This is a genomic window from Marinomonas sargassi (genome assembly GCF_025716875.1).
GTDB lineage: Bacteria > Pseudomonadota > Gammaproteobacteria > Pseudomonadales > Marinomonadaceae > Marinomonas > Marinomonas sargassi.
Genome location: NZ_JAOVZB010000001.1, coordinates 462752 through 486245 on the forward strand (window position 1 = coordinate 462752; position 23494 = coordinate 486245).

Genomic DNA, 23494 nt, shown 5'->3' on the forward strand with positions numbered 1-23494 from the left:
AGATAGTGGACCATTCGTCGTAAATTTTATGTAAACTAGTCACTTAGATAGAACTTAATACGTTCCATGCGCTCATAGTATCCAGTTATATTGTGTACGTTGTACGAATTATTGAGCAAATTAAATTAGGAGCACCCCCATGATCAAGCTGTTTTCAGCCTTTATCTTTTCTCTTTTCCTTACTGTGCCAGTCAACGCAGCAGAGTTTAGCGATGGCAATGGTTACACCACTATCAAAAATCCAGTTCGTACCGCTGACCCTAGCAAAATCGAAGTAACTGAAATTTTTTGGTATGGCTGCCCACATTGTTATCAACTTGAACCTATTACCCATGCTTGGGAAAAAACCATCGCTGACGATGTTGACTTCAAGTTCTTACCAGCCGTTTTTGGTCGTAATTGGTTAGCCCACGCAAAAGCCTACTATGTGGCAGATTTACTAGGCATAGAATCAAAGATGCGTGATGATATTTTTCACACTATTCATGTCGAAAAACGCAGTCTAAACTCTGAAGAAGATTTAGCGGCTTTCTTTGCTAAATATGGTGTTAACGAAGATGAGTTCCGTAAGCATTACAACTCGTTTACGGTGAACAGCCGTTTAACTCAAGCAGACGCTAAGATACGCGCTTATGGTGCACGAGGCGTTCCAGGGTTGATTGTAAATGGTAAATACTTAGTAACTGCGCAAACCGCAAAAGGTAACGCAAACATTTATAAAGTCGTCGATTTCTTAATTGAGAAGGAACGACAAAAGTAAAAGGCTAAAAAACTATGGCGGAATCATCCAGCGTAAAACTGATAGAAATTCTTCGAAAAATCATTTCTCGCACCAGTATCATTGCAGAAGGTAGTGATCCTAAGCTTGATTCCGCTCTTCGTGAGATTCGCCAAGCAACCACTAAGGGCGAAAACGCTGAAGAAATACTCAAAGTATTTAATAAAGCAGAGCCTCTTTTTTTAAACAGTGAAGAGGTTCAGCTGAAGCGAGCAAAAGCCGTACGAAAGGTGTTCCATGAGTTAGTGAGTTTATTGGAGCAAAACGATTCAGCAAGCATTCCTAAACAAGAAAAACGACAGTTTGAGTCGTCTTTACGCAAACACTGGCAGACACCAGCCCAATGGCCCACCTTACTGATAGCGTTTTTATCTTTAACAAAAAATTCGTTAACAGCGACCGAAGCTGCGCAAGACACAAATAAAGACTCAGTTATCAAGCGTATCTTTAACCGCAGAGAAGAAGATAGGAACGCCCAAAATAACCAGCAAATTCTCGCAGAGATCAGCAATAAACTCTCAGGCCTAATGAGTAACCTACAACTACCCAGCCACCATGATGATGGCCTCGCCAAGCTGAAAGCTGCATTACGCAATAATGATAATTTAGAGCAACTGCCAGATCTGCTAGATGATGTGATTCACTACATCATGATCATCATAGGGAAAACAGAAGAAAACCTAACCAATTATTTAAACCAGTTAAACAAACAGCTTTCGAGTATCAACTCTTCGATTACGGATAGTTATCAATCACAAAAAACACTTTCACAGAGCCGGGAAGGTTTTAATACCACTTTGCAAGAGCAAGTTTCTGATACGAACAATGCTGTCCAAGGTGCCAATAACCTAGACAGTTTAAAAACACTTATCGGTGAACGCTTAACAACTATCTCCCAAACTATGGAAGAGCACAAAACACAAATGGAAGAGCAAGAAAAGCAAGCCAACTCTTCTATTGCTTCTTTAAAAAATAAAGTGACGCGTATGGAGAAAGACACCACCTCATTACGCTCCATGCTCCAAGAAAAGCTTGCGCAAGCCATTACGGATTCACTCACAGAGCTACCTAACCGCATGGCATATCAAGATGCAGTCTCCACTCTCTGTAAGAAATCACACCAAAGCAAACAGCCTTTATGCTTAGCTGTATGTGACATTGACCACTTTAAACGCGTAAATGACACTTGGGGGCATTTGGCTGGAGACAAAGTGTTGCGCCTCGTACCAAAACAAATCCAAAGTACTTTAGCAAAAGAAGATTCGATTTTCCGTTACGGTGGTGAAGAGTTCGTCATTATTTTCCCCAATACGAATGCCGCGCAAGCAGCACAACGAGCCGAAGACATTCGTCGTGCCGTAGAGAAGACACCTTTTAATATGCAAGGTAAACCGGTTTCGATTTCTATTTCGATTGGTGTCGCAGAACTGAGCCCAGCAGAAGATCCTGAGTCATTATTTTTCCGTGCCGATAAGCTCTTATACTCAGCCAAAGAGTCTGGTCGTAATAGGGTCATGCTAGACAAATAATCCAATAGAAATCTGTATGCGTTCTCAGCCGTCACGGTTACAATATCGATTATTTAGAATACATAAGGGTTGCTAAAGCCCCCACCGAGAATTAAGAAGTAATTTATGCAAGACGATACTAAAAAAACCACTCACTTCGGCTTTAAAGAAATCCCAGAAGATGAAAAAGTACAAGCTGTTGCGCAGGTCTTTCATTCTGTCGCTGCAAAATACGACATAATGAATGACCTTATGTCCGGTGGCGTACATCGTCTTTGGAAGCGACATACTATCAGCCAATCTGGAATACGTGCAGGCAACAAGGTACTAGATATTGCCGGCGGCACAGGCGATTTAACCCTTAAATTTTCACGTTTAGTGGGCAGTGAAGGGCAAGTTATCCTAGCAGACATTAACGACTCTATGCTCAAGGTTGGCCGTGACAAGCTGGCTAATCATGGCGCTGTCGGTAATGTAAAATTCGTTCAAGCGAATGCCGAAGAGCTACCTTTCCCAGACAACACTTTTGATTGCATCACCATCGCTTTTGGCTTGCGCAATGTTACCAATAAATCCAAAGCACTTGCTTCTATGTACCGAGTACTAAAACCCGGCGGGCGTTTATTAGTTTTGGAGTTTTCAAAGCCTCAATCTGAACTGCTGTCCAAAGCTTACGATCATTATTCATTCCGCTTACTGCCAACTATGGGTAAGCTTATTGCTAATGATGCAGAGAGTTACCGCTACTTAGCGGAATCCATTCGCATGCACCCAGATCAAGAAACATTAAAAGGCATGATGGATGAAGTCGGCTTCGAACGCACACAATTCCAAAATCTAACAGGTGGTATCGTCGCTTTGCATAAAGGATTTAAATTCTAATTATGCTAACTAATACCCTTCGCTTTTTACGAATTTTTTATACCTTAATTCGTTACCGCCTTGATGTATTTATCCCGTTCCAATTATCCCCTTGGTATATCCGCTATACCCTAGGCCTAATTTGCTCAATTGGTCGTGAAAGGGCCATGAAAAACAGAGCAAAAAATATACGCCTAGCACTCGAATCATTAGGGCCAATCTTCGTTAAGTTTGGGCAAATCTTATCAACGCGACGAGATTTGCTAGATGAAGAACTGGCCAATGAACTTGCTCAGCTACAAGATAATGTCCCACCTTTTTCAGGAAAAATAGCCCAAGACATTATAGAAAAAAGTCTAAAGGCACCTGTAAGTGAAATATTTAGCGAGTTCTCCACAGAACCTCTCGCATCTGCCTCCATTGCTCAAGTTCATACTGCAAAGCTATACTCTGGTGAAGACGTTATCATTAAGGTGATTCGCCCAAAAATAGACAAAACCATTAATAAAGATATTCAGCTGCTTTACTCACTTGCTAGGCTTGTGAACACTCTTAGTGAAGACGGTAAGCGCTTAAGACCATTGGAAGTCGTCAGAGATTACGAATACACAGTATTAGATGAACTAGACCTGAGCAAAGAAGCCGCCAATACCTGTTTACTACTACGCAACTTCAAAGACTCAGAGCTTTTATATGTACCAAAAATCTATTGGGATTATACGCGCACTAGTGTCATGGTGATGGAAAGAATCTCAGGCATACCGGTTGCTGACATCGACAAGCTGAATGCAGCTAATGTGGATATGAAATGTTTAGCAGAGCGTGGCGTTGAGATTTTTTTCACTCAAGTTTTTTCACACAGCTTCTTTCATGCCGATATGCACCCGGGAAACATCTTTGTAGACCCTAGCAACCCAAACAAGCCCAAATATATCGCGATTGACTGCGCAATAATGGGCAGTCTAGATGACGAAGACAAAAACTATCTAGCACGAAATTTGTTGGCGTTTTTTCAACAAGATTATCGGCTCGTTGCCGAACTTCATGTGGAAAGTGGCTGGGTTCCGAAAGAAACCCCTGTCCATGCGTTTGAATCTGCTATTCGTAGTGTTTGCGAGCCCATGTTTGATAAGCCCTTAAAAGACATTTCTTTTGGACAGGTACTAATAGGCCTTTTCCAAACTGCTCGACGCTTCAACATGGAAGTTCAACCACAGCTTATTTTGCTAGAAAAAACGCTTCTCAATATTGAAGGCCTTGGCCGCCAGCTTTATCCAGACCTTGACCTCTGGGTGACAGCGAAGCCTTTCCTAGAAAGATGGATGCAAGAACAAATTGGTCCAAAGCGTGTTCTAGAGGAAGTCCGCAAGCAGGCCCCACAATGGGTTGGCCAATTACCAAAAATACCGAACTTAGTGTTCAATGCGCTGTCACAAGTTTCACAGCAAGAAGAGCGCTTACAGGCGCAGACAGAATCCATTAAAGAATTAAGCAACGAACTTAAACGTAGCCGAAAGAATCAATCTTTCAGGTTACTTGGCCTAATTAGCATAGGCACAGCTTGGTTCATTATGGAGCCAAGCAGACTGAACTATTTAAAGTCCGCTGACGTATTAAGTGTAGGGCTACTTTTATTAGGCTTATACTTACTTGTATTAAAACCGTAACACTTGAGAGATTATAATGAATACCGATGTATTGGCTGAACTAGCGGCAACCCTTGAAGCACGAAAAACGGCGGCCGCTGACACTTCTTATGTAGCAAGTTTACATGCCAAAGGGTTAAACAAAATCCTTGAAAAAGTAGGCGAAGAGAGCATCGAAACCATTATTGCAGCCAAGGATGTTGCTCACTCAGATGACAAATCTGACCTGATTTATGAAACCGCTGACCTTTGGTTCCACACCCTTGTCATGCTATCTCATTTAGACCTTGGGCCTGATGCAATATTGGAAGAATTAGCTCGTCGTTTTAACTTGTCTGGCATAGAAGAAAAAGCCAACCGCACAAAATAATTTTTACACCTATAACGCTAGGAGAAATAACATGTTTGGTGGAATCAGTATTTGGCAACTATTAATTGTTTTAGCCATTTTGATCTTAATCTTTGGTACCAAAAAGCTAAAAAATCTTGGCTCTGATTTGGGTGGCGCTGTAAAAGGCTTCAAAGAGGCGGTGGACAAAGAACCTACTCCAGAAGAAACAGCACAAAACAAAGTCATTGATTCTGAAGTCAAAAAAGACGATAAAAGCGCTTAATCTGTGTTTGATATTGGCTTTTCTGAACTGCTCATTATTTTCGTCATCGGGCTCCTAGTATTGGGGCCTGAGCGATTACCTCATGCCGCGAGAACCCTTGGTCTATGGCTACGAAAAATTCGTCGCAGCGTTGACTCAGTACAAAGAGAGATTAACGCCCAGCTAGATCAAGAAGAGTTGCAAAGAAAGATTGAGGCTACTAATAAGCAGGCATTGCAGGAAGAGCAAAATACTCAACAGGACGATGCTCCCTCTGCAGAAGTAATGACTGAAAAAGCTCAGCCAATAGCTGAAAATACAGCACCAGATAACAATGATTTAGTAACAACAGAAAAAGATACCGTTAAAGCCCCACAAATCTAAATACGCTAACAGCCAACGCGGATAATGACGTTTTATGAGCACAGACTCTTCTAATCAAGCCCCTCTCACCTCTCATCTTATCGAATTGAGAAACCGCCTATTAAAGTCTGTTTTAGTTATCTTAGTACTTTTTCTCGGCTTATATTATTTCGCAAACGACTTGTATTTGATTGTTTCTGAGCCATTACGTCTACTTTTACCTGAAGGTAGCTCTTTAATTGCAACGGAAGTTGCCTCACCTTTTCTAGCACCTTTAAAGCTGACTTTCGCGGTTGCGGTATTAGTGTCTGTGCCTTTCAGCTTGTACCAGATTTGGTCTTTCATCGCACCAGCTCTTTATAGCAATGAAAAGCGCATTGCCATCCCGCTACTCATCTCTAGTATTTTTCTCTTTTACGCTGGTGTGCTGTTTGCGTACTTTGTCGTACTACCGCTCATCTTTGGCTTCTTTACTACGGTAGGGCCAGGTGAAGTGACTGTGATGACAGATATAAATAACTACCTCAACTTTGTTTTAAAGCTGTTTTTTGCCTTCGGTGTGACTTTCGAAATTCCAGTCGCTACTTACCTTCTTATCAAGGCAGGCATCACCTCTGTCGCTTCTCTTTCTAAGAAGAGACCTTATATCTTCCTTGGCTGCTTTGTAGTCGGCATGCTTATCACGCCACCAGATATCTTCTCTCAGACACTGCTAGCAATACCAATGTGGCTACTGTTTGAACTAGGTTTAATAGCTGGGCGAACCGTAAAAGCAGAAGAACAAGAAAGCGAACCCGAACAGGAAACCGCTTAATTACTCGCCGACCTAATCCAACATAAAAGTCACGGGGCCATCATTGGTAAAAGACACCTTCATGTCTGCACCAAACTGGCCTGTTTCTACTTTCGGGTATTGAGCTCGAACCTTAGACACAAAATCATTAAATAAGCGCTCTCCTTCCAAGGGCACTGCTGCGGTTGAAAAGCCTGGCCTTAAGCCTTTTTTTGTTTCCGCAGCTAATGTGAACTGGGAAACGAGCAATACACCACCACTCACTTGCTGAACATTCAGGTTCATTTTTCCATCACCATCACTGAACATACGGTATTTGAGTAGCTTGTCCGCTAAGCGCTGAGTATCTTCTTCGCTGTCGCCTTTTTCGATGCCTACCAAAACCATTTGACCGTGTTCAATAGCTCCTATGATTTCACCTTCCACTTCTACACTGGCATTTTTTGCTCGCTGAACCAAAACCTTCACAGTGACTCCTTTATAAATTCATTTCTGATGTAACCCACTTTATCAAACAGCAGAAAAAACAAAAGCGCCCGAAGGCGCTTCTGTCGCTCCTGAATTTATCGAAATAAATTCATTTGCTGCTGCTCAATACAATCTTACTTACGCGCGTTACGTTTACGCTCGTTTTCAGTTAAGAATTTTTTACGCAGGCGGATGCTTTCTGGCGTTACTTCTACCAGTTCATCATCTTCGATGAATTCTAATGCTTGCTCAAGAGTGTGGCGAATAGGTGGAGTCAAAGTTAACGCTTCGTCTGTACCAGAAGCACGTACGTTCGTTAATTGCTTACCTTTAATCGGGTTGATTGCCAAATCGTTATCACGAGAGTGAATACCGATGATCTGACCTTCGTACACTTCAACAGCGTGACCCAAGAACATACGACCACGGCTTTGTAGGTTAAACAAAGCATAAGCAGCTGTTTTACCAGTCAACATGCTAACCAGTACACCGTTCTTACGGCTTTGAACTTCACCATCTTTCACTGGACCGTAGTGGTCGAAGACGCTGGTCAAAATACCAGAACCAGAAGTCAAAGTAAGGAATAGACCACGGAAGCCGATCAAACCACGAGAAGGCATCATGAACTCAAGACGCGCACGGCCTTTGCCGTCCACTTCCATATTCGTCAATTCACCTTTACGTAAACCGATTTCTTCCATGATAGAACCTTGGTGCTGCTCTTCAACGTCGATTACCACAACTTCGAACGGTTCACACATTTTGCCATCAATTTCTTTGGTTACTACTTCTGGGCGAGATACACCCATTTCGAAACCTTCACGGCGCATTGTTTCGATCAATACAGATAGGTGCAATTCACCACGACCAGATACGATAAATTTATCTGGAGAATCACCTTGTGTTACACGCAATGCCACGTTGTGGATCAACTCTTGATCCAAACGGTCTTTAATATTACGAGATGTAACGAACTTACCTTCTTTACCTGCGAAAGGAGAGTTGTTAACAATGAAGTTCATGCTCACTGTTGGCTCATCAACACTTAGTGCTGGTAGCGCTTCAACATTATCTGGATCACATAAGGTGTCAGAGATGCTTAGTTTGTCGATACCATTGATACAAACGATGTCACCCGCTGTTGCTAGGTCAGTATCGATACGGTCAAGACCTAGGTAGCCTTTTACGTTAAGTACTTTACCTTTACGCTCTGAACCATCAGCAGATTTGATGATAACTTGCTGGTTTGGAGACAAGCTACCACGTGTAATACGACCTACACCGATAACACCAACATAGCTGTCATAATCCAATGCAGAAATTTGCATTTGGAAAGGTGCATCAGGATCTACGTCTGGAGCAGGAACACTGTCTACAATCATTTGATATAGAGGTTCCATGTCTTCAGCCATGTTTTCTGGGTCATCACCTGCGATACCGTTAATTGCAGATGCATAAATAACAGGGAAGTCTAGCTGATCTTCAGTCGCACCCAAGCTGTCAAACAAATCAAATACTTGATCCATAACCCAATCAGGACGAGCACCAGGACGGTCAATTTTGTTGATAACAACAATCGGACGCAAACCTTGCTCAAATGCTTTAGAAGTTACGAAACGTGTTTGAGGCATAGGACCATCAACAGCATCAACCAACAAACATACGCAATCTACCATAGACAATACACGCTCAACCTCACCACCAAAGTCGGCGTGTCCAGGTGTGTCTACGATATTGATACGGTAATCATTCCATTTGATGGCTGTGTTTTTAGCCAAGATGGTAATACCACGTTCTTTCTCTTGGTCGTTAGAGTCCATGATGCGCTCTGCACCTTCGTCTTTACGATCAAGCGTACCTGACTGACTTAAAAGTTGGTCAACCAAGGTTGTTTTACCATGGTCAACGTGGGCAATAATCGCTACGTTACGTAACTTACTGATATCATTAGACATTTATAATTCTCTGCATTTAGCGTGAGCAAAAAGATATTCGTCCACTTGTAAAACAATTAAGTCCATCAAGCGTATTGGATCTTGGTGCGAGGTAAAATTTCGCGCAATTGTACTCTTATCTTGAGCAATATCCCATTAAAATAGGCAAAAAAGTCTATAAAATGTATCAAACATCTAGGAATATGATGCGCTTAATAGTCATACTCTAACAAGCCAAAGCAACAAAAATATGACAGTCACTTCCAGCTTGTTAGAGTCGATATTCATTAGGGTAAGTAAACACCTACATTCTTATAACCTTTACCTAATAAGAAAGACGCCTGCATGCGACTCATGACGCCTTTACCACAGTAAAGAAGATGAGGAACATCGGCCTCTAGTTCTGACCAGCTGCCTTCTAGAGCGAAGAATGGAATCACTTTTACTGGACGACCACTGACCTTTAACGGACGGTTACTGGCTTCATCTGGGTGACGAATATCAACGATAATTTCATTACCAACTGGCATGCGTACTATTGGCACTTCGCCTTTATATTGTTTAGCAACATCGTCCATGACATTTTGAATGGACATGATTTTAGCGTTTTCAACCGCTTTATCTAGCACATCAAAATCAAAGTTCGATTCCTGCTTTTCAACACGATGCATCTTCGCTCTTGTGGTTGGCTTAACAGAAATAACACCACAAAACTCAGGCATACTCGCTGCAAAAGGTGCCGTACCAATTTCGATCGCTTTATCAATGATTTCTTGTTTATTAGTGGTAATAAGAGGACGCAATACCAACTCATCGGTTACCTGATCAATCACCTTGAGATTGGTCACCGTCTGGCTTGAAACCTGAGCAACGCTCTCACCCGTCACCAAAGCTTTAGCACCTACCTCTTCCATTACCTTAGAAGCTGCTCTTAGCATCATTCGCTTTAGAATAACGCCCATCTCGGCATTATCGACCTTGGTCAATATTTCACCTACAACCGCCTCAAAAGGCACAGTGATAAATTTCACATTGAGACTAGAACCATATTTTTCCCAGATAAAATTAGATACCTGCTTAACGCCAATTTCATGGGCATCACCACCTAGGTTAAAAAAGCAGAAATGTGTTTTGAGACCACGAGCCATGGTCAAATAAGAACTTACTGTCGAATCGTAACCGCCAGACATCAATGACAAAACAGGATCTTGTGAGCCAAGAGGATAGCCACCCAAACCTTCTATGCGTTGCTCAATCATCCAGACTCTGTCATCACGAATATCGATTGGCACCAAGACTTCTGGATTCTTCAGGCGAACCGCTAGCGCTTCACAGCGAGCTTTTAAACAACCACCGATATGACGCTCAGCTTCAACAGACGAAAAGTCATGCTTACCCACTCGTTTAACTCTTACTGCAAACACCGCCCCTTTGAGTGCATCACCATAGGAAACAACAGCTTCATCGACAACGCCATCAAGATCAACAAAGGAAAACTCACGGACAAATTGAAAATGAGCAATACCAGCGATACGTGACAACTCATCGCTAAACACCTCACGAAGATCGTCTTTATTTGAGTAGACTTCTATAAAGTCCCAATTACCTGAAACAGTTACATCAGTGTCATGTTTTTTTAGGACCAATCTAATATTGTGTCTTAATTGTTTAACAAATTCCTTTCGTACAGGGCGGCTTTTTACTGTGATTTCAGCAAAGAATTTAACGATAAATTTCATAGGAGGTGCGATTCATACCAAAGATTGAGAAAGGCGCACAGTATAAAGAAAAGCCTTCAGATTCTAAAATATTAAATTTGCACCAAACCTAGGCAAACAACCAAAATAGCGCACCAAAACAAGACAAAAATACCCAAATCATCCATAGCAAAAACCTCCAATGTAGCAGAGCCACAAGGAGACTTTTCATAAGCCACTGTTATTTATAGAGTTATGTGGATGCACAATATTCTGGCACAAGATGTGCTTTGCATTCTGCAAACGGTGCTTTACTATGTTGGCACTTTTGAAAATAAAAAGTAATTTCGCTTTTAAACGACAATTGGAGAACAATTATGTCAAAAACCCTTGCCTTGATTGCCGAGCATGATGCGAAGTGGGTTGATCTTCGCTTTACCGATTTTAAAGGTAAAGAACAACACGTATCTATTCCTGCAAGCACTGTAGACGAAGAGATTTTTGAAGTTGGTCAAATGTTTGACGGTTCATCTATCGCTGGCTGGAAAGGAATCAATGAATCAGACATGATCATGATGCCTCAAGACGACACAGCAGTTATGGACCCGTTTACAGAAGAGTCGACTGTTATTGTTCGCTGTAACATCATCGAGCCTGCTACTATGCAAGGTTACGAGTGTGACCCTCGTTCTGTTGCGATCCGCGCAGAAGAGTACTTGAAATCTACAGGCCTTGGCGACACTGCATTCTTCGGTCCTGAGCCAGAATTCTTCATCTTTGACGATGTACGCTGGAAATGCGACATGTCTGGCTCTTCAGTTGAAGTAAACTCTGAAGAAGCTGCTTGGTCTTCAAACAAGAAAATTGAAGGCGGCAACATGGGTCACCGTCCTTTCGTAAAAGGCGGCTACTTCCCAGTACCACCAGTTGACTCTCATCACGACCTTCGTGGCGCTATGTGTGGTGCAATGGAAGCTATGGGCTTAGAAATTGAAGTTCATCACCATGAAGTTGCAACAGCTGGCCAAAACGAAATCGGCGCTAAATTTAACACTCTAGTTAAGAAAGCTGATGAAGTTCAAATCCTTAAGTACTGTGTACACAACGTAGCACACGCTTACGGCAAAACAGCGACATTCATGCCTAAGCCAATCGTTGGTGACAACGGTTCTGGTATGCACGTTCACCAATCTTTCTGGAAAGATGGCGTTAACCAATTTGCTGGTGACGAATATGCTGGTCTTTCTGAAACTGCCCTTTTTTACATCGGTGGTATCATCAAGCACGCTAAAGCATTGAACGCGTTCACTAACGCTTCAACTAACTCTTACAAGCGTCTTGTTCCAGGTTTCGAAGCACCAGTTATGCTTGCATACTCTGCTCGTAACCGTTCTGCTTCTATCCGTATTCCATACGTTGCTAGCCCTAAAGGTAAGCGTATCGAAGCACGTTTCCCTGATCCAACTGCTAACCCATACCTAGCTTTCGCAGCTATGTTGATGGCTGGCCTTGACGGTATCAAAAACAAGATCCACCCTGGCGATGCAGCAGATAAAGACTTGTACGATCTACCAGCTGAAGAAGCTGCGGCGATCCCACAAGTTGCTGGTAGCCTAGAAGAAGCTCTTAAGTGTCTTGACGAAAACCGTGAGTTCCTAACTCAAGGTGGCGTATTCACTGACGACATGATTGATGCATACATCGCTCTTAAAGCTGGTGATGCTCAACGTATCTCAATGACAACTCACCCACTTGAGTTCGAACTTTACTACAGTGTATAAGACCTAAGTACCCTGTACTTATTAACTACACATCAAAGCCCTGACACTTGTCAGGGCTTTTTTTTGACCTAATTCACCACACCCTAAACATTACGCACCAAAACGATGCGTTATTTTTGTATACTCCCTCTCAACGCCAATAAATAGGCTTAATAAAAACGCCCAATGTTGGTTCGCTTTTTGCAGTTACTTTCTCATCCATAATGAGGCACCTTTTGTGTACAGTGTATTAATTGACCATATATCAACAGCAGTTATTCAGCTTAACAATAAGTTAGAAATCGAATACCTAAACCCAGCTGCTGAAATGCTGCTTGCTGTTAGTCGCCGCCGTATACAAGGCAGCGCTGTAGGGGCTGTATTTCGCGAGACTCAGGAAGGCATCGAATCGTTATACTCAGCAATCGATACGGGTAACCCATTCACAAAGCGCGAAGCAGAAATCACCTGCAACAACCAAAAAACCTTATTTTGTGATTACACAGTCACACCTATTCTTGGTTCAGCAAACAGTACCGTAAGCTTGATTATCGAGTTTTACCCAAGAGATAGAATGAAGCGAATTTCTCAGGAAGATGAACTCATTGCCAACCATGAAACCAGCAAAGAGCTAGTACGTGGACTTGCCCATGAAATCAAAAACCCTCTTGGAGGAATTCGAGGTGCAGCTCAGCTAATTAGTAGAGCTTTCACAGACGAAGCACTAAACGACTACACACAAGTCATTATTGAAGAATCTGATCGTTTAAGAGACTTAGTCGATCGACTATTAGGCCCAAGACAAATCCCTAAAAGTCAGCCGCTCAATATTCACAAAGTGTTAGAGCGTGTTAGACAATTAATTTCCGTAGAAACAGAAAACCAAATTTCTTTGATTCGAGATTATGATCCGAGCATTCCAGATCTGACAGGGGATGAATCACAGCTGATACAGGCTCTGCTCAACATCACGAGAAATGCGATGCAAGCGCTCATAGAGCACGATTCAGACACTGAAAAAACAATACAAATTTCTACTCGAGCTTTAAGACAATTTACTATTGGCTCAAAGCGACACCGTCTCGCTTGTAAAATTAGTATTATTGATAATGGCCCTGGCATCCCAGAAGCCATCATGAAAACACTATTTTACCCTATGGTTAGTGGAAGAGCAGAAGGTACGGGCCTAGGATTATCTATCGCTCAATCCATAATACACCAGCATCAAGGCATTATTGAGTGTCATAGCCGCCCCCAACACACAGAATTTAATATATTAATCCCTATTGAGATGACGACCCAAGGTTAGGAGAAAACACATGGCACAAGAAGAGACAGTATGGATTGTTGATGATGACCGATCTATCCGCTGGGTACTAGAAAAAACACTGGAACAAGAAGGTATTCAATGCCGTCTATTTGACTCTGCAGAAAGCTTGTCCAGCGCCATTGAAAAAGAACAACCAAACGCGATTATTAGTGACATTCGCATGCCCGGCATGGACGGCTTAAGTTTGTTAGAAAAACTTCAGTCTAATCACCCATACTTGCCAGTTATCATCATGACAGCCCATTCGGACCTTGAAAGTGCCGTTGCTTCATATCAAGGCGGCGCTTTTGAATATCTTCCCAAACCGTTTGACGTGGAAGAAGCTGTCAGCTTGGTGAAGCGTGCCATGTTGCACCACAAAAACTCCCTACCAAGCACTTCCGACATGGAAGAAGAAGCGGTACCAGAAGTCGATAAAGAAATCATTGGTGAAGCACCAGCAATGCAAGAAGTGTTTCGTGCTATTGGCCGCTTAGCAAACTCCAACATCACTGTCCTTATTAATGGTGAATCGGGTACAGGTAAAGAACTGGTTGCTCAAGCTTTGCATACCCATAGTCCTCGTGCAGCGAACCCCTTTATTGCCTTAAACATGGCCGCAATACCCCACGACCTCATTGAATCTGAGCTATTCGGCCACGAAAAGGGCGCCTTCACTGGTGCTAACACTCAACGTAGAGGCCGTTTCGAACAGGCCAATGGCGGTACGCTTTTTCTAGATGAAATAGGTGATATGCCAGCGGAAACACAAACGCGTTTACTACGTGTACTTGCTGATGGTGAGTTCTATCGAGTAGGCGGCCATACGCCAGTAAAAGTCGACGTTCGAATTATTGCAGCGACACATCAAAATTTAGAAACTTTAGTAAAAAGCGGCTCTTTCCGAGAGGATTTGTTCCATCGCTTAAATGTTATTCGCATCCACTTACCTAAGCTTGCAGAGCGTCGCGAAGACATTCCTAAACTGGCTCGCCACTTCTTAAGCAGAGCTGCAGAAGAGCTGTCTGTTGAGCCAAAAGTCCTCACTAAGGAAACCGAAAGCTATCTTTCACAACTCGACTGGCCCGGTAATGTGCGACAGCTTGAAAACACCTGCCGTTGGCTGATTGTTATGGCGTCTGGCCGAGAAGTACTTGTACAAGATCTTCCCCCAGAACTACTATCTTCTGTCCCTCAAGAGCAGCCGTTCTCCTCTTGGGAAGAGGCGTTAAAAAACTGGGTAGACAATACCCTAGCCACAGGACAGACAGGTATTTTGGATCAAGCTGTACCTAAATTTGAACGAATCATGATTGAAACAGCTCTAGCTCATACTGGTGGTCGCCGTCGTGACGCTTCACTTTTACTAGGTTGGGGTCGTAACACTTTGACTAGAAAAATCAAAGAGTTAAACATCGATCACGCAGAACAAGACGAAGAATAAAGCCGTTTCTAAAAAAGGTAATACAGATACTATATTGACATGTATCTGTATTATCCTTCCTTTCCCAATATTAAACTTGCTTTTAGTATAATAATCCCCTACTAATTAAAGGCTATTAAATGACCATCAATAAACGGGGAAGCAGTTATGTATCCAACGCTAACGTCCATGGGTATCACCAGCATACAGGACATTGAAAAATTTACTTTACGATTTGAAAACAACCAAGACGTATTAAAGATTTACTATCGCCGTGAAAAAGGCTCACTTCTTCCAAAAAGTAAAAAGTTCAAATTCGGCCGCTCTACAAAAACCGTATTAACCGATGGTGGCCAACAGACTTATCAACTAGTACAGGAACCTTCTCTCATTGTTTTACGTGCAATGGAAGAGCTAGAAACCATTGTAGGCAAGCAACACGAAACAAAAGCAACAAAAGAAGACCTTATCAATGAGTTGATCCATTTAGAGAAAGTCGTCAACAGTAAGATCACTGAGATCAAACTAAAAATTGAAGAAATGGACTAACAACTTCCTTTCTCCGTTACCCTTCAAATGAACAGACAGTTGATTTGGAGGGTAAGTGTTTTTAGCGCTAACGAAACCCTTTCAAACAAGCGTTCTCCTTTCAAGCCACTGGCTAGCCATTCCAAATATAGCTACAATCTGTTTCCCATTTTTCACATAAATTTAGATTATGCGTATTACAAACTCTGTTGCTGAACTGGCTGATATTCTTAACGCTGGCGGTGTTATCGCTTACCCAACTGAAGCGGTTTGGGGATTGGGTTGTGACCCTTTTAACGAAAACGCTGTGCGAAAAATATTAGCCTTAAAATCTCGCCCTGAATATAAAGGCCTTATTCTGATAGCAGGCCATCCAGATGAGTTAACACCATGGCTAGATACTCTCGATGAAGATGCATGCAAACGACTTACCCAAATCAACGAAGCGCCAATTTCTTGGGTGGTGCCCGATGTAGAAATCACACCCAGTTGGGTTCGTGGGGAGCATCAGAGTGTGGCTATACGATTGACACAACACCAGCCAATTCAAACACTATGCAAGGCCTTCAATGGCGTCATAGTATCTACGTCGGCAAACCCATCAGGGCTAGATCCTGCATTAAATATAGAAGAAGTGAAGACTTACTTCTCAGATAAGGTAGATGCTATTTATGACGCCCCAACAGGAAGCGCAACACAACCATCTCAAGTACGGGATTTACTGACAGACAAGCTCTTCAGAGCTTAAGGAAGGTACGAACAAGTCCACTGGCTTCAGCGTGTGAATAAACCTTTATATGCCCTACTCAACTGCCCGTTAAAATATCTGTTATGGGTATCAGTTTCACACCATCCATATCTATCTGCTCAAGACGGCGCTTTAGGTAACTCATAGTTTCAGGATAAGGATGCCCTATGGCAAGACCTGTCCCATGGCGTCTGGCATGCTTTAATAACCTGCCAAATTGCCTATCAATTGCATCTTCGGTACGAATGTTATCCAGAAATACATCTCGAGTAACCGTTTTCAGACCATGCTCTTTAGCAATTCTACCCGCCACACTATCCGAGCTAGTCAGACTATCAATAAAAAATAACGACCGATCTTCAAGTATTTCCATTACCCAAGTCATTGAGCTTTCTTTGGTCGTAAGAAGACTCCCCATATGGTTATTGACTCCTAGAACACCGGGTAATCCCTCTAAATTTTCAATTAGGACAGCTTTAAGCTCATCTTCTGTCATATCCTGATAAAGACCACCTGGACCTAATTTCATCTCACGCTGATTTTCCATAGGTGCGTGTAATAGAGTGATTCGCTGTTGCTCATTAGAAGTAGTCGCCGTTTTCTTAGCGAAAGGGGTAGCTGGCAAAATAGCCAAAGCCACTTCTTTAGGAAGCTTCAGGGATGCTTCCATACCTGAGCGGTTGTAGCCCAAATCATCAATTAAAATCGCAATAGTAGGCTGTGGAGGATGTATATCCACTTCAGATATAGGGGAAGGAAGTTGGCTCTGTTTTGTGGCTATGGTAGGCGCATCTAACTCAAGTGCTTTCGAATCCCAGCTCTTCAAAATAGGTACTATCGATGGTTGCCAAGGTTGAGGATTCGAAAAGATCACTGGACCCGCTTGCTTTTCTTGAGCTGCGGCCTCTTTAACAATCACTGGGCCAAGCCTTTCAGCTTTAGCCTTTAATACCTCTTTATCCGCTATAGAATGAGACTCTGGATCTGCTAAATCAAAGTCAAGTTCAACTGAGTCGGCAAGCACTTCGGCTTTAGTGCTATTTAATTCAATGCTATCTAGTTCAGTACTTTCTGGAATAGTACTATCTAGATCAGTGATATCTAGATCAGTGCTTTCTAGATCAGTGCTTTCTAGTTCAGCCGCCTCTAGCTCAATGCTACTTAATTCAGAGACATCGGCAGCAGAACTGTTTGATTCATTTATACCTGGGCGGCTATCAAGCTCTTCGCCCAGCACTAAAGCATCATTTTCCAATGATTCCTGTTCTTCTTCCGCTAGAATAACCGAAGGCTCTTCAGGCTCAACCAGTTCTACTTCTGCCGCTGTGACATGAAGCGGAGTAACTATTAACAATAACGTCGCTACTAACCATCGCTTACAAGTATAAATTCTTGTCGCCTTTTGAATTACTTTTACCATCATTTAGGCGACACAAACTTAGATAGTGTTTTTAACATGCTAACCGCTTGGAATAATTGAAAGTCTTTTTTGGCGAGCTCTTCTACATCAGTTTGTACATCAATACTGGTACGCTCTTTTCCGCCCGTTCCATTGCCTAAATGCCCTTTCAGTTCTGCCTCTTTAACAAAAAACCGCCCTTTACCGAAAGATAAAGTCGCTTGAGGGACAATTAAATCTGGTGTCACGCCTTGGGCCTGTATCGAGCGACCATTAGGCGTATAATAAAGAGCTGTGGTAATTTTAACTGCATTACCATGGGATAGCGGAATGACTGTTTGTACAGACCCCTTGCCAAAACTTTCCGTACCCAAAATTACGGCTCTTTCATGGTCTTGTAAGGCACCAGCAACTATTTCAGATGCGGAAGCAGAGCCTTCATTGATCAAAACGACGACCGGCACCTTCGCTAATTTAGTATTTTTTGTGGCCTTGAATTCACTTCTAGATAGCTCATGTCGACCATCGGTATAGACAATTAAGCCATCATCAATAAAGGCATCAACAATACCCACAGCACTTTGCAAAACGCCACCCGGATTATTCCTTAGGTCAATAATGACACTTTGGATCGCCTTTTCGCTTTCCAACTGATCTATAGCAGCAAGAAATTCCTCTGCGCTGTCTCCTTGAAACTGGCTCACTCTGAAGTAGGCAACACCCTCTGCCAACCACTTACTAGAGACGCTTGCATCACTCATTAAACTGCGAACCAACTCAACCTTTTCAATTTCGCCATCACGGTCGATATCCAGAGTGAGTAACGAACCCTCTTCACCTCTCATCAAAGTAATGATGTCCTGCATACTTAAATCAGATACTAGGGTTTGATTGATACGAATAATAATATCGCCGGGTAAAATACCCGCTTCTGATGCTGGCGACCCATCTACTGGCGTAACAACAATAAGCTCATTATCCTTCAGTTCTACTTCCACACCGATCCCGGCATAAGTCCCCGAAGTCAGCTCTTCAAACTCCGCCAGCTCAGATTTGGTAAAATATTCTGAATGAGGGTCTAAACCCGACACCATACCTTTTAACGCTTTGTTCAAAATATCTTCGTCTGATAGAACCTCAACATAACCTTCCCGAATGGTTTCAAAGGTTTCAACGAAGGACTGGATTTCCAACGCTGGCAAGTTCTCATTCGCTTGCGTACTAGTGGAAAGCAAGGCAGATAGCAATAACGTCACCAGTAATAAGTGGAGCGGTTTCTTGCGTAATGTAAGCATAGTGTTTCCTATTATGTTCTCTATCCTAAGACGACTAACTTAGGTTATCTAGAGGCTATCCATGCAAGTGGTTTTAAAGGAGCGCCATTATGTCGAATGGCAAAAAATAAAGCAGGGTCAGGACGGCCACCAGAACTTCCTGTCATGGCAACAATATCATTTGCACTAACCCATTCTCCCACTTCTTTTAAAAGGCTTTGGTTATAGCCATACATAGACATATAACCCTCGCCATGGTCCAGAATCAATAAGAAGCCAAAGCCCCTCATCCAATCCGCAAAAACAACCCGCCCATGAAAAACGGCTCGCACAGGCTCACCCTCTTTTGCTTTCAAAGCAACGCCACCTAGATTGACACTGCCATCACTGGGTAAACTGGATAAGGCTCGTAGAGGTCGAACCAGCTTGCCCCGTTGGGAAGCAAAGGGCACACTTTGATCAGGTATTTTAATATCCGCAAGTGCTTCATCTAAACGCTTGAGCATAGCCTGTAGATCTTGCTGATCTTTGCGTAACTGCTGAGATCGCTTATCGCCTGATACCAGATCTCGATTTAACTTAGCTAATAAACCTTGTCTGTTTTTTTGTTCACTCAGCAATTTTTGCTGTTCTTCTTTTAGCTGCACAGCTTCTCTGGCTTGTTGAGCTCGATGACTACGAATGCTCTTCTCAACAAGGTTAAGGTCCGTCACCTCAGCAGCAAAGCCGTTAATTAAGGACTGTCTGGCCGTAGAAAAGTAACGGTTATATTGGACCAGACGCTGAGTGTCCTCGTTATCATTACCACTCAGCAGCAGCTGTACACTTTCTTCTTTGCCTGAACGATAAACCGCCCTTAATTGGGCGGCTATTTGTTCGTTTTGTTGCTGAATACTCAGCTGCAATGATCGCTGCTGATCCCGCAGAGCACTAAGTTGTTTATCGCCTTTTTTAATACTCTCTTGGATGGCTTGGATCTTTTTCAGCAAGTCTTGAATGTCTTTCTCTTTAACTTCAAGCTGCTTCTCTACACCCGAACGTTCTGATTTCAGGTCTTTTAACCAATCATTTAGCTTTTTTAAGTCTTTCTGCAAAGCTTGAATTTGCTGCTTCGCTTCAGCCGATGTCGTAGGCTGATCCAAAGCCCAGCCGAAACTGGACATGAGAAAAGCACCAAGAAAAAAACAACGAAGCAGCCAATTCATATTTGCATTTAGCCTCTAATCAACAAGCTTTCACCTGTCATTTCAGCAGGTTTTTCTAAGCCCATCATATCAAGCAGTGTTGGTGCTAAATCACACAAAGCACCTTCTTTAATGCTTAACTCTTTATTTGCCGTGTACAACACAAGAGGCACAGGACCAATAGTATGAGAAGTCAGTGGTTGAGAGCCATCTTCACTTAGCATTTGCTCAACGTTACCGTGGTCTGCCGTAATCAAACACTCGCCACCATTAACTTTCAGCGCTTCAATGATACGACCTAGACAAGCGTCAACAGCTTCTACTGCTTTCACTGCTGCTTCAAATACACCACTGTGCCCAACCATATCGCCATTTGCGAAGTTACAGATGATAGTGTCGTACTTACCCGCTTCAATCACTTCCACCAGCTTATCAGTTACTTCTGGTGCGCTCATTTCAGGCTGAAGATCATAAGTAGCCACATTTGGAGAAGGAATCAATTCACGCTCTTCGCCATCAAACAAGGCTTCTTCCCCACCGTTGAAGAAGAAAGTAACGTGAGCATATTTTTCTGTTTCAGCAATACGTAATTGCTTTTTGCCATTAACTGCTAGTGTTTCACCAAACGTATTTTTCAAAGCAACAGGAGGGAAAGCAACGTCAGCCGCAATATCTGAAGCGAATTCAGTGAAGGTTACGAAAGCAGAAAGCGCTGGTGTTGATGCACGTTCAAAACCAGCAAAATCAGCATCGGTGAATGAACGAGTCAATTGACGTGCGCGATCTGGACGGAAGTTAGCAAAAATAATCGCATCGCCATCTTCTACAGGTGCTGAATCACCAATCACAGTCGCGTTAACAAACTCATCGTTTTCATCACGGTCGTAGGCAGCTTGAATCGCTTCTTCTGCCGTTGCTGCTTGGAAGCCACCTTTACCTAGAACGATAGCATCATAAGCTGTTTGCACACGATCCCAGCGATTATCACGGTCCATTGCATAGTAACGACCCGTTAAAGTAGCAATTTTACCAACACCTAACTCAGCCAATTTTGCTTCTAGCTCAGCCGTTGGCGTTTTCGCTGAACGAGGCGGTGTGTCACGACCGTCGGTGAAACCGTGAATATAAATCGCTTTGGCACCACGTTTTGCAGCCAGTTCACACATCGCCATAATTTGCTCATGATGACTGTGAACACCACCGTTAGAAAGTAGTCCTAAAATGTGTACAGCCTTGCCAGCAGAAACGGCTTTATCTACCGCATTAACTAAAGCTTCATTTTCAAAGAAAGAACCATCTTCAATCGCTTTGCCGATACGCGTAAAGTTTTGATAAACGATACGGCCAGCACCAATGTTCATATGGCCTACTTCAGAGTTACCCATCTGACCGTCAGGCAAACCAACGGCAAGACCTGATGTCTTGATTAATGAATGAGGTTGATTAGCCCACAGTGAATCCCAATTAGGCGTGTTCGCCGCTGCAATGGCATTAGATGTAGAGGTTTCGCTGTAGCCCCAACCATCAAGAATAAAGAGTGCAGTTGTCTTTTTGCTCATGTGAAGTTTCCCGAAAATTATTCATGATTATCATTTGATACTACCATAGGCAAGTAATTGAGTGACAGCATACCGCGTCTATTCAGGCTATAGATTTTAATTATAAGACGGCTTTTCTATGTTTTGGCTGTAAACAAAGTTATCGATAGCCCGCTGCAACATGTTTTACACCTTTTCTTATGAGCCACCCTACCCTCTAAAGTTCACTAACTGACAGTACATTAAATGGCCTTTATGAGAAGGTAAGGAAGGCCTTGAAAATGTGTACCAATACCTTTAGCCGTGTATAATGCTCGCAGTTTTTATATGAGTATCAAAATTATGATGAATCAACTTATTGAATTTTCAATCAATCACTGGGAAATGGTCGCTGTATTCTTCGTGATCCTAGCAACTGTCGTTTATGTAGAAAGCAAAAACGGCGCAAAAAGTGTCAATGCTTCAACCGCAATCAATATGATGAACTCTGAAAACGCTGTCATCCTTGATATTCGTCCAAATAAAGAGTTCAAGTCGGGGCATATTACTGATGCCATTAATATTCCTGCGACAAAAGTAAAAGAAAGTCTGAATACACTTGAGAAACACAAAGACAGCCCCATCATCGTAGTATGTAAAGCGGGCCTTAACTCTAGTGCGACGGCGAAAGACTTGAAAAAAGAAGGTTTCGCACAGGTCTACAAGCTTCAGGGTGGTGTTTCTGACTGGCAAGCGTCTAGCCTGCCATTAGTTAAAGGGTAAAAAATGGCTTCTATTACAGTTTATTCAAGCGACTATTGCCCTTACTGCAGTAGAGCAAAACAACTATTAAGTGCAAAAGGAGCGAAATTCAATGAAATTCGCGTCGACGGCTCTAATAAGTTGCGTCAGGAAATGACACAAAAATGCGGACGAACTTCTGTCCCACAAATCTGGATCGGTGAACAGCACATAGGTGGCTGCGACGATCTTTATGATCTGGAACGCCAAGGTAAACTTGATAGTTTATTGGCTTAATTCACTTTATTCTAAATAACATAACATCGAAATAAAGGAGCCAACATGGCTGATACAGACGTAAATGCAGCAGCAGAGCAAGAAGAAGCTCAAGCACCTCAACTTTCTATGCAACGTATTTTTTTGAAAGACATTTCTTTCGAATCTCCACGTTCTCCAATGGTTTTCCAAGAAGAGTGGAAGCCAGAAGTAGGTTTAGAACTAAACACTAAAAGTCGCCAAGTTGGTGAGCACGTATTCGAAGTTGTTTTAGAGATCACGGTTACAGTGAAAAACAACAACGAAACAGCTTTTCTAGTACAGGTTCAACAAGGTGGTCTATTTGCTATCGCTGGTTTAGACGACCAACAATTGCACCACGCTCTAGGCGCATTCTGCCCAGCATCACTGTTCCCATATGCTCGTGAGAACATCGATTCAGTAGTTGTTAAAGGTAGCTTCGCACCACTAATGCTTGCTCCTATCAACTTCGATGCTTTGTATATGGAAAGTCTACAAAAGCAACAAGCTGAAGCAGCAACGCAATAAGTTGCAATTCAAATTAAAAAAGGAGGCTATATGCCTCCTTTTTTTGTAGCATAATACTTCTTAAATCGTTTTTAGAACCTTAATCATCCAATAACGGACCTGTAGATGAAAAAGAAAAAGCCCTGCCCATACTGTATGAAGATGC

At 42.6% G+C, this 23494-nt stretch carries 23 protein-coding genes; 16 read left to right on the top strand and 7 right to left on the bottom strand.

Annotation, left to right across the window (positions count from 1 at the left end):
• Window positions 1-139 precede the first annotated feature (139 nt).
• The 8 genes from OFY17_RS02165 (at window position 140) to tatC (ending at window position 6563) form a co-directional block, all read left to right on the top strand.
• Window positions 140-760: a thiol:disulfide interchange protein DsbA/DsbL gene (locus OFY17_RS02165; RefSeq protein WP_263529053.1), complete on the top strand. Its 621-nt coding sequence runs from the start codon at window positions 140-142 to the stop codon at window positions 758-760.
• Window positions 761-774: 14 nt separating this feature from the next.
• Window positions 775-2307, top strand: coding sequence for a GGDEF domain-containing protein (locus OFY17_RS02170; RefSeq protein ID WP_263529054.1), 1533 nt, complete (start codon window positions 775-777; stop codon window positions 2305-2307).
• Between the two features lie 105 nt (window positions 2308-2412).
• Window positions 2413-3168 carry a bifunctional demethylmenaquinone methyltransferase/2-methoxy-6-polyprenyl-1,4-benzoquinol methylase UbiE gene (gene ubiE, locus OFY17_RS02175; protein WP_263529055.1) on the top strand — a complete coding sequence of 252 codons (756 nt, stop codon included), beginning with the start codon at window positions 2413-2415 and terminating at the stop codon, window positions 3166-3168.
• A 2-nt stretch (window positions 3169-3170) separates the two neighbouring features.
• Window positions 3171-4814: a ubiquinone biosynthesis regulatory protein kinase UbiB gene (ubiB, locus tag OFY17_RS02180; protein ID WP_263529056.1), complete on the top strand. Its 1644-nt coding sequence runs from the start codon at window positions 3171-3173 to the stop codon at window positions 4812-4814.
• Window positions 4815-4830: 16 nt separating this feature from the next.
• Window positions 4831-5163, top strand: coding sequence for a phosphoribosyl-ATP diphosphatase (locus tag OFY17_RS02185; protein ID WP_263529057.1), 333 nt, complete (start codon window positions 4831-4833; stop codon window positions 5161-5163).
• 31 nt (window positions 5164-5194) lie between these two features.
• Complete coding sequence (tatA, locus tag OFY17_RS02190) at window positions 5195-5407, top strand: Sec-independent protein translocase subunit TatA (protein WP_263529058.1); 213 nt, start codon at window positions 5195-5197, stop codon at window positions 5405-5407.
• A 3-nt stretch (window positions 5408-5410) separates the two neighbouring features.
• Window positions 5411-5770 (top strand): Sec-independent protein translocase protein TatB, encoded by a 360-nt coding sequence (gene tatB / locus OFY17_RS02195; protein ID WP_263529059.1) that lies wholly within the window; start codon window positions 5411-5413, stop codon window positions 5768-5770.
• Window positions 5771-5804: 34 nt separating this feature from the next.
• Window positions 5805-6563 carry a twin-arginine translocase subunit TatC gene (gene tatC, locus OFY17_RS02200; protein WP_263529060.1) on the top strand — a complete coding sequence of 253 codons (759 nt, stop codon included), beginning with the start codon at window positions 5805-5807 and terminating at the stop codon, window positions 6561-6563.
• A 12-nt stretch (window positions 6564-6575) separates the two neighbouring features.
• Here tatC and dtd read toward each other — a convergent pair whose 3' ends face one another.
• From dtd to thiI, 3 genes are all read right to left on the bottom strand, one after another.
• A complete protein-coding gene (dtd, locus tag OFY17_RS02205) occupies window positions 6576-7010 on the bottom strand; it encodes a D-aminoacyl-tRNA deacylase (protein WP_263529061.1) in 435 nt (144 codons plus the stop codon).
• A gap of 134 nt (window positions 7011-7144) precedes the next feature.
• Window positions 7145-8965 (bottom strand): translational GTPase TypA, encoded by a 1821-nt coding sequence (typA, locus tag OFY17_RS02210; protein WP_263529062.1) that lies wholly within the window; start codon window positions 8963-8965, stop codon window positions 7145-7147.
• 266 nt (window positions 8966-9231) lie between these two features.
• Window positions 9232-10683 (bottom strand): tRNA uracil 4-sulfurtransferase ThiI, encoded by a 1452-nt coding sequence (thiI, locus tag OFY17_RS02215; RefSeq protein ID WP_263529063.1) that lies wholly within the window; start codon window positions 10681-10683, stop codon window positions 9232-9234.
• A 332-nt stretch (window positions 10684-11015) separates the two neighbouring features.
• Here thiI and glnA point away from each other — a divergent pair, with 332 nt between their 5' ends.
• From glnA to OFY17_RS02240, 5 genes are all read left to right on the top strand, one after another.
• Window positions 11016-12422 (top strand): glutamate--ammonia ligase, encoded by a 1407-nt coding sequence (gene glnA / locus OFY17_RS02220; protein ID WP_318013648.1) that lies wholly within the window; start codon window positions 11016-11018, stop codon window positions 12420-12422.
• A gap of 217 nt (window positions 12423-12639) precedes the next feature.
• Window positions 12640-13710 (top strand): nitrogen regulation protein NR(II), encoded by a 1071-nt coding sequence (glnL, locus tag OFY17_RS02225; RefSeq protein WP_263529065.1) that lies wholly within the window; start codon window positions 12640-12642, stop codon window positions 13708-13710.
• 10 nt (window positions 13711-13720) lie between these two features.
• The gene (ntrC, locus tag OFY17_RS02230; protein ID WP_263529066.1) at window positions 13721-15154 is read left to right on the top strand and encodes a nitrogen regulation protein NR(I); all 1434 of its coding nucleotides are present in this window, start codon (window positions 13721-13723) and stop codon (window positions 15152-15154) included.
• Between the two features lie 147 nt (window positions 15155-15301).
• Window positions 15302-15682, top strand: a complete 381-nt coding sequence (locus OFY17_RS02235) for a DUF3461 family protein (RefSeq protein WP_263529067.1) — start codon at window positions 15302-15304, stop codon at window positions 15680-15682.
• 169 nt (window positions 15683-15851) lie between these two features.
• On the top strand, window positions 15852-16409 hold the full coding sequence (locus OFY17_RS02240; RefSeq protein WP_263529068.1) for an L-threonylcarbamoyladenylate synthase: 558 nt from the start codon (window positions 15852-15854) through the stop codon (window positions 16407-16409).
• A 58-nt stretch (window positions 16410-16467) separates the two neighbouring features.
• Here the strand turns inward: OFY17_RS02240 and OFY17_RS02245 are convergent, their stop codons facing one another.
• The 4 genes from OFY17_RS02245 to gpmI are packed head-to-tail and all read right to left on the bottom strand — an operon-like array spanning window position 16468 to window position 21825.
• On the bottom strand, window positions 16468-17832 hold the full coding sequence (locus OFY17_RS02245) for a divergent polysaccharide deacetylase family protein (RefSeq protein WP_263529069.1): 1365 nt from the start codon (window positions 17830-17832) through the stop codon (window positions 16468-16470).
• Window positions 17829-19103, bottom strand: coding sequence for a S41 family peptidase (locus OFY17_RS02250; protein ID WP_263529070.1), 1275 nt, complete (start codon window positions 19101-19103; stop codon window positions 17829-17831). The genes OFY17_RS02245 and OFY17_RS02250 overlap by 4 nt, the downstream gene beginning before the upstream one ends.
• 44 nt (window positions 19104-19147) lie before the next feature.
• Window positions 19148-20245 carry a murein hydrolase activator EnvC family protein gene (locus OFY17_RS02255; RefSeq protein ID WP_263529071.1) on the bottom strand — a complete coding sequence of 366 codons (1098 nt, stop codon included), beginning with the start codon at window positions 20243-20245 and terminating at the stop codon, window positions 19148-19150.
• Between the two features lie 50 nt (window positions 20246-20295).
• Window positions 20296-21825, bottom strand: coding sequence for a 2,3-bisphosphoglycerate-independent phosphoglycerate mutase (gene gpmI / locus OFY17_RS02260; RefSeq protein WP_263529072.1), 1530 nt, complete (start codon window positions 21823-21825; stop codon window positions 20296-20298).
• A 306-nt stretch (window positions 21826-22131) separates the two neighbouring features.
• On the opposite strand from gpmI, the gene OFY17_RS02265 reads away from it, so the two are divergent.
• From OFY17_RS02265 to secB, 3 genes are read left to right on the top strand one after another with little or no spacing between them, the layout of a single operon-like run.
• On the top strand, window positions 22132-22566 hold the full coding sequence (locus OFY17_RS02265) for a rhodanese-like domain-containing protein (RefSeq protein WP_263529073.1): 435 nt from the start codon (window positions 22132-22134) through the stop codon (window positions 22564-22566).
• A 3-nt stretch (window positions 22567-22569) separates the two neighbouring features.
• Window positions 22570-22821 carry a glutaredoxin 3 gene (gene grxC / locus OFY17_RS02270; protein WP_263529074.1) on the top strand — a complete coding sequence of 84 codons (252 nt, stop codon included), beginning with the start codon at window positions 22570-22572 and terminating at the stop codon, window positions 22819-22821.
• A gap of 45 nt (window positions 22822-22866) precedes the next feature.
• The gene (gene secB / locus OFY17_RS02275) at window positions 22867-23349 is read left to right on the top strand and encodes a protein-export chaperone SecB (protein WP_263529075.1); all 483 of its coding nucleotides are present in this window, start codon (window positions 22867-22869) and stop codon (window positions 23347-23349) included.
• Window positions 23350-23494: the final 145 nt, after the last annotated feature.

Bases quoted from the DNA above. Each gene is read 5' to 3' on its own strand.
- OFY17_RS02165 (WP_263529053.1), top strand. From the start codon at position 140: ATGATCAAGCTGTTTTCAGCCTTTATCTTTTCTCTTTTCCTTACTGTG.
- OFY17_RS02170 (WP_263529054.1), top strand. From the start codon at position 775: ATGGCGGAATCATCCAGCGTAAAACTGATAGAAATTCTTCGAAAAATC.
- ubiE (WP_263529055.1), top strand. From the start codon at position 2,413: ATGCAAGACGATACTAAAAAAACCACTCACTTCGGCTTTAAAGAAATC.
- ubiB (WP_263529056.1), top strand. From the start codon at position 3,171: ATGCTAACTAATACCCTTCGCTTTTTACGAATTTTTTATACCTTAATT.
- OFY17_RS02185 (WP_263529057.1), top strand. From the start codon at position 4,831: ATGAATACCGATGTATTGGCTGAACTAGCGGCAACCCTTGAAGCACGA.
- tatA (WP_263529058.1), top strand. From the start codon at position 5,195: ATGTTTGGTGGAATCAGTATTTGGCAACTATTAATTGTTTTAGCCATT.
- tatC (WP_263529060.1), top strand. From the start codon at position 5,805: ATGAGCACAGACTCTTCTAATCAAGCCCCTCTCACCTCTCATCTTATC.
- typA (WP_263529062.1), bottom strand. From the start codon at position 8,965: ATGTCTAATGATATCAGTAAGTTACGTAACGTAGCGATTATTGCCCAC.
- thiI (WP_263529063.1), bottom strand. From the start codon at position 10,683: ATGAAATTTATCGTTAAATTCTTTGCTGAAATCACAGTAAAAAGCCGC.
- ntrC (WP_263529066.1), top strand. From the start codon at position 13,721: ATGGCACAAGAAGAGACAGTATGGATTGTTGATGATGACCGATCTATC.
- OFY17_RS02235 (WP_263529067.1), top strand. From the start codon at position 15,302: ATGTATCCAACGCTAACGTCCATGGGTATCACCAGCATACAGGACATT.
- OFY17_RS02240 (WP_263529068.1), top strand. From the start codon at position 15,852: ATGCGTATTACAAACTCTGTTGCTGAACTGGCTGATATTCTTAACGCT.
- OFY17_RS02245 (WP_263529069.1), bottom strand. From the start codon at position 17,832: ATGATGGTAAAAGTAATTCAAAAGGCGACAAGAATTTATACTTGTAAG.
- OFY17_RS02250 (WP_263529070.1), bottom strand. From the start codon at position 19,103: ATGCTTACATTACGCAAGAAACCGCTCCACTTATTACTGGTGACGTTA.
- OFY17_RS02255 (WP_263529071.1), bottom strand. From the start codon at position 20,245: ATGTCCAGTTTCGGCTGGGCTTTGGATCAGCCTACGACATCGGCTGAA.
- gpmI (WP_263529072.1), bottom strand. From the start codon at position 21,825: ATGAGCAAAAAGACAACTGCACTCTTTATTCTTGATGGTTGGGGCTAC.
- OFY17_RS02265 (WP_263529073.1), top strand. From the start codon at position 22,132: ATGAGTATCAAAATTATGATGAATCAACTTATTGAATTTTCAATCAAT.
- grxC (WP_263529074.1), top strand. From the start codon at position 22,570: ATGGCTTCTATTACAGTTTATTCAAGCGACTATTGCCCTTACTGCAGT.
- secB (WP_263529075.1), top strand. From the start codon at position 22,867: ATGGCTGATACAGACGTAAATGCAGCAGCAGAGCAAGAAGAAGCTCAA.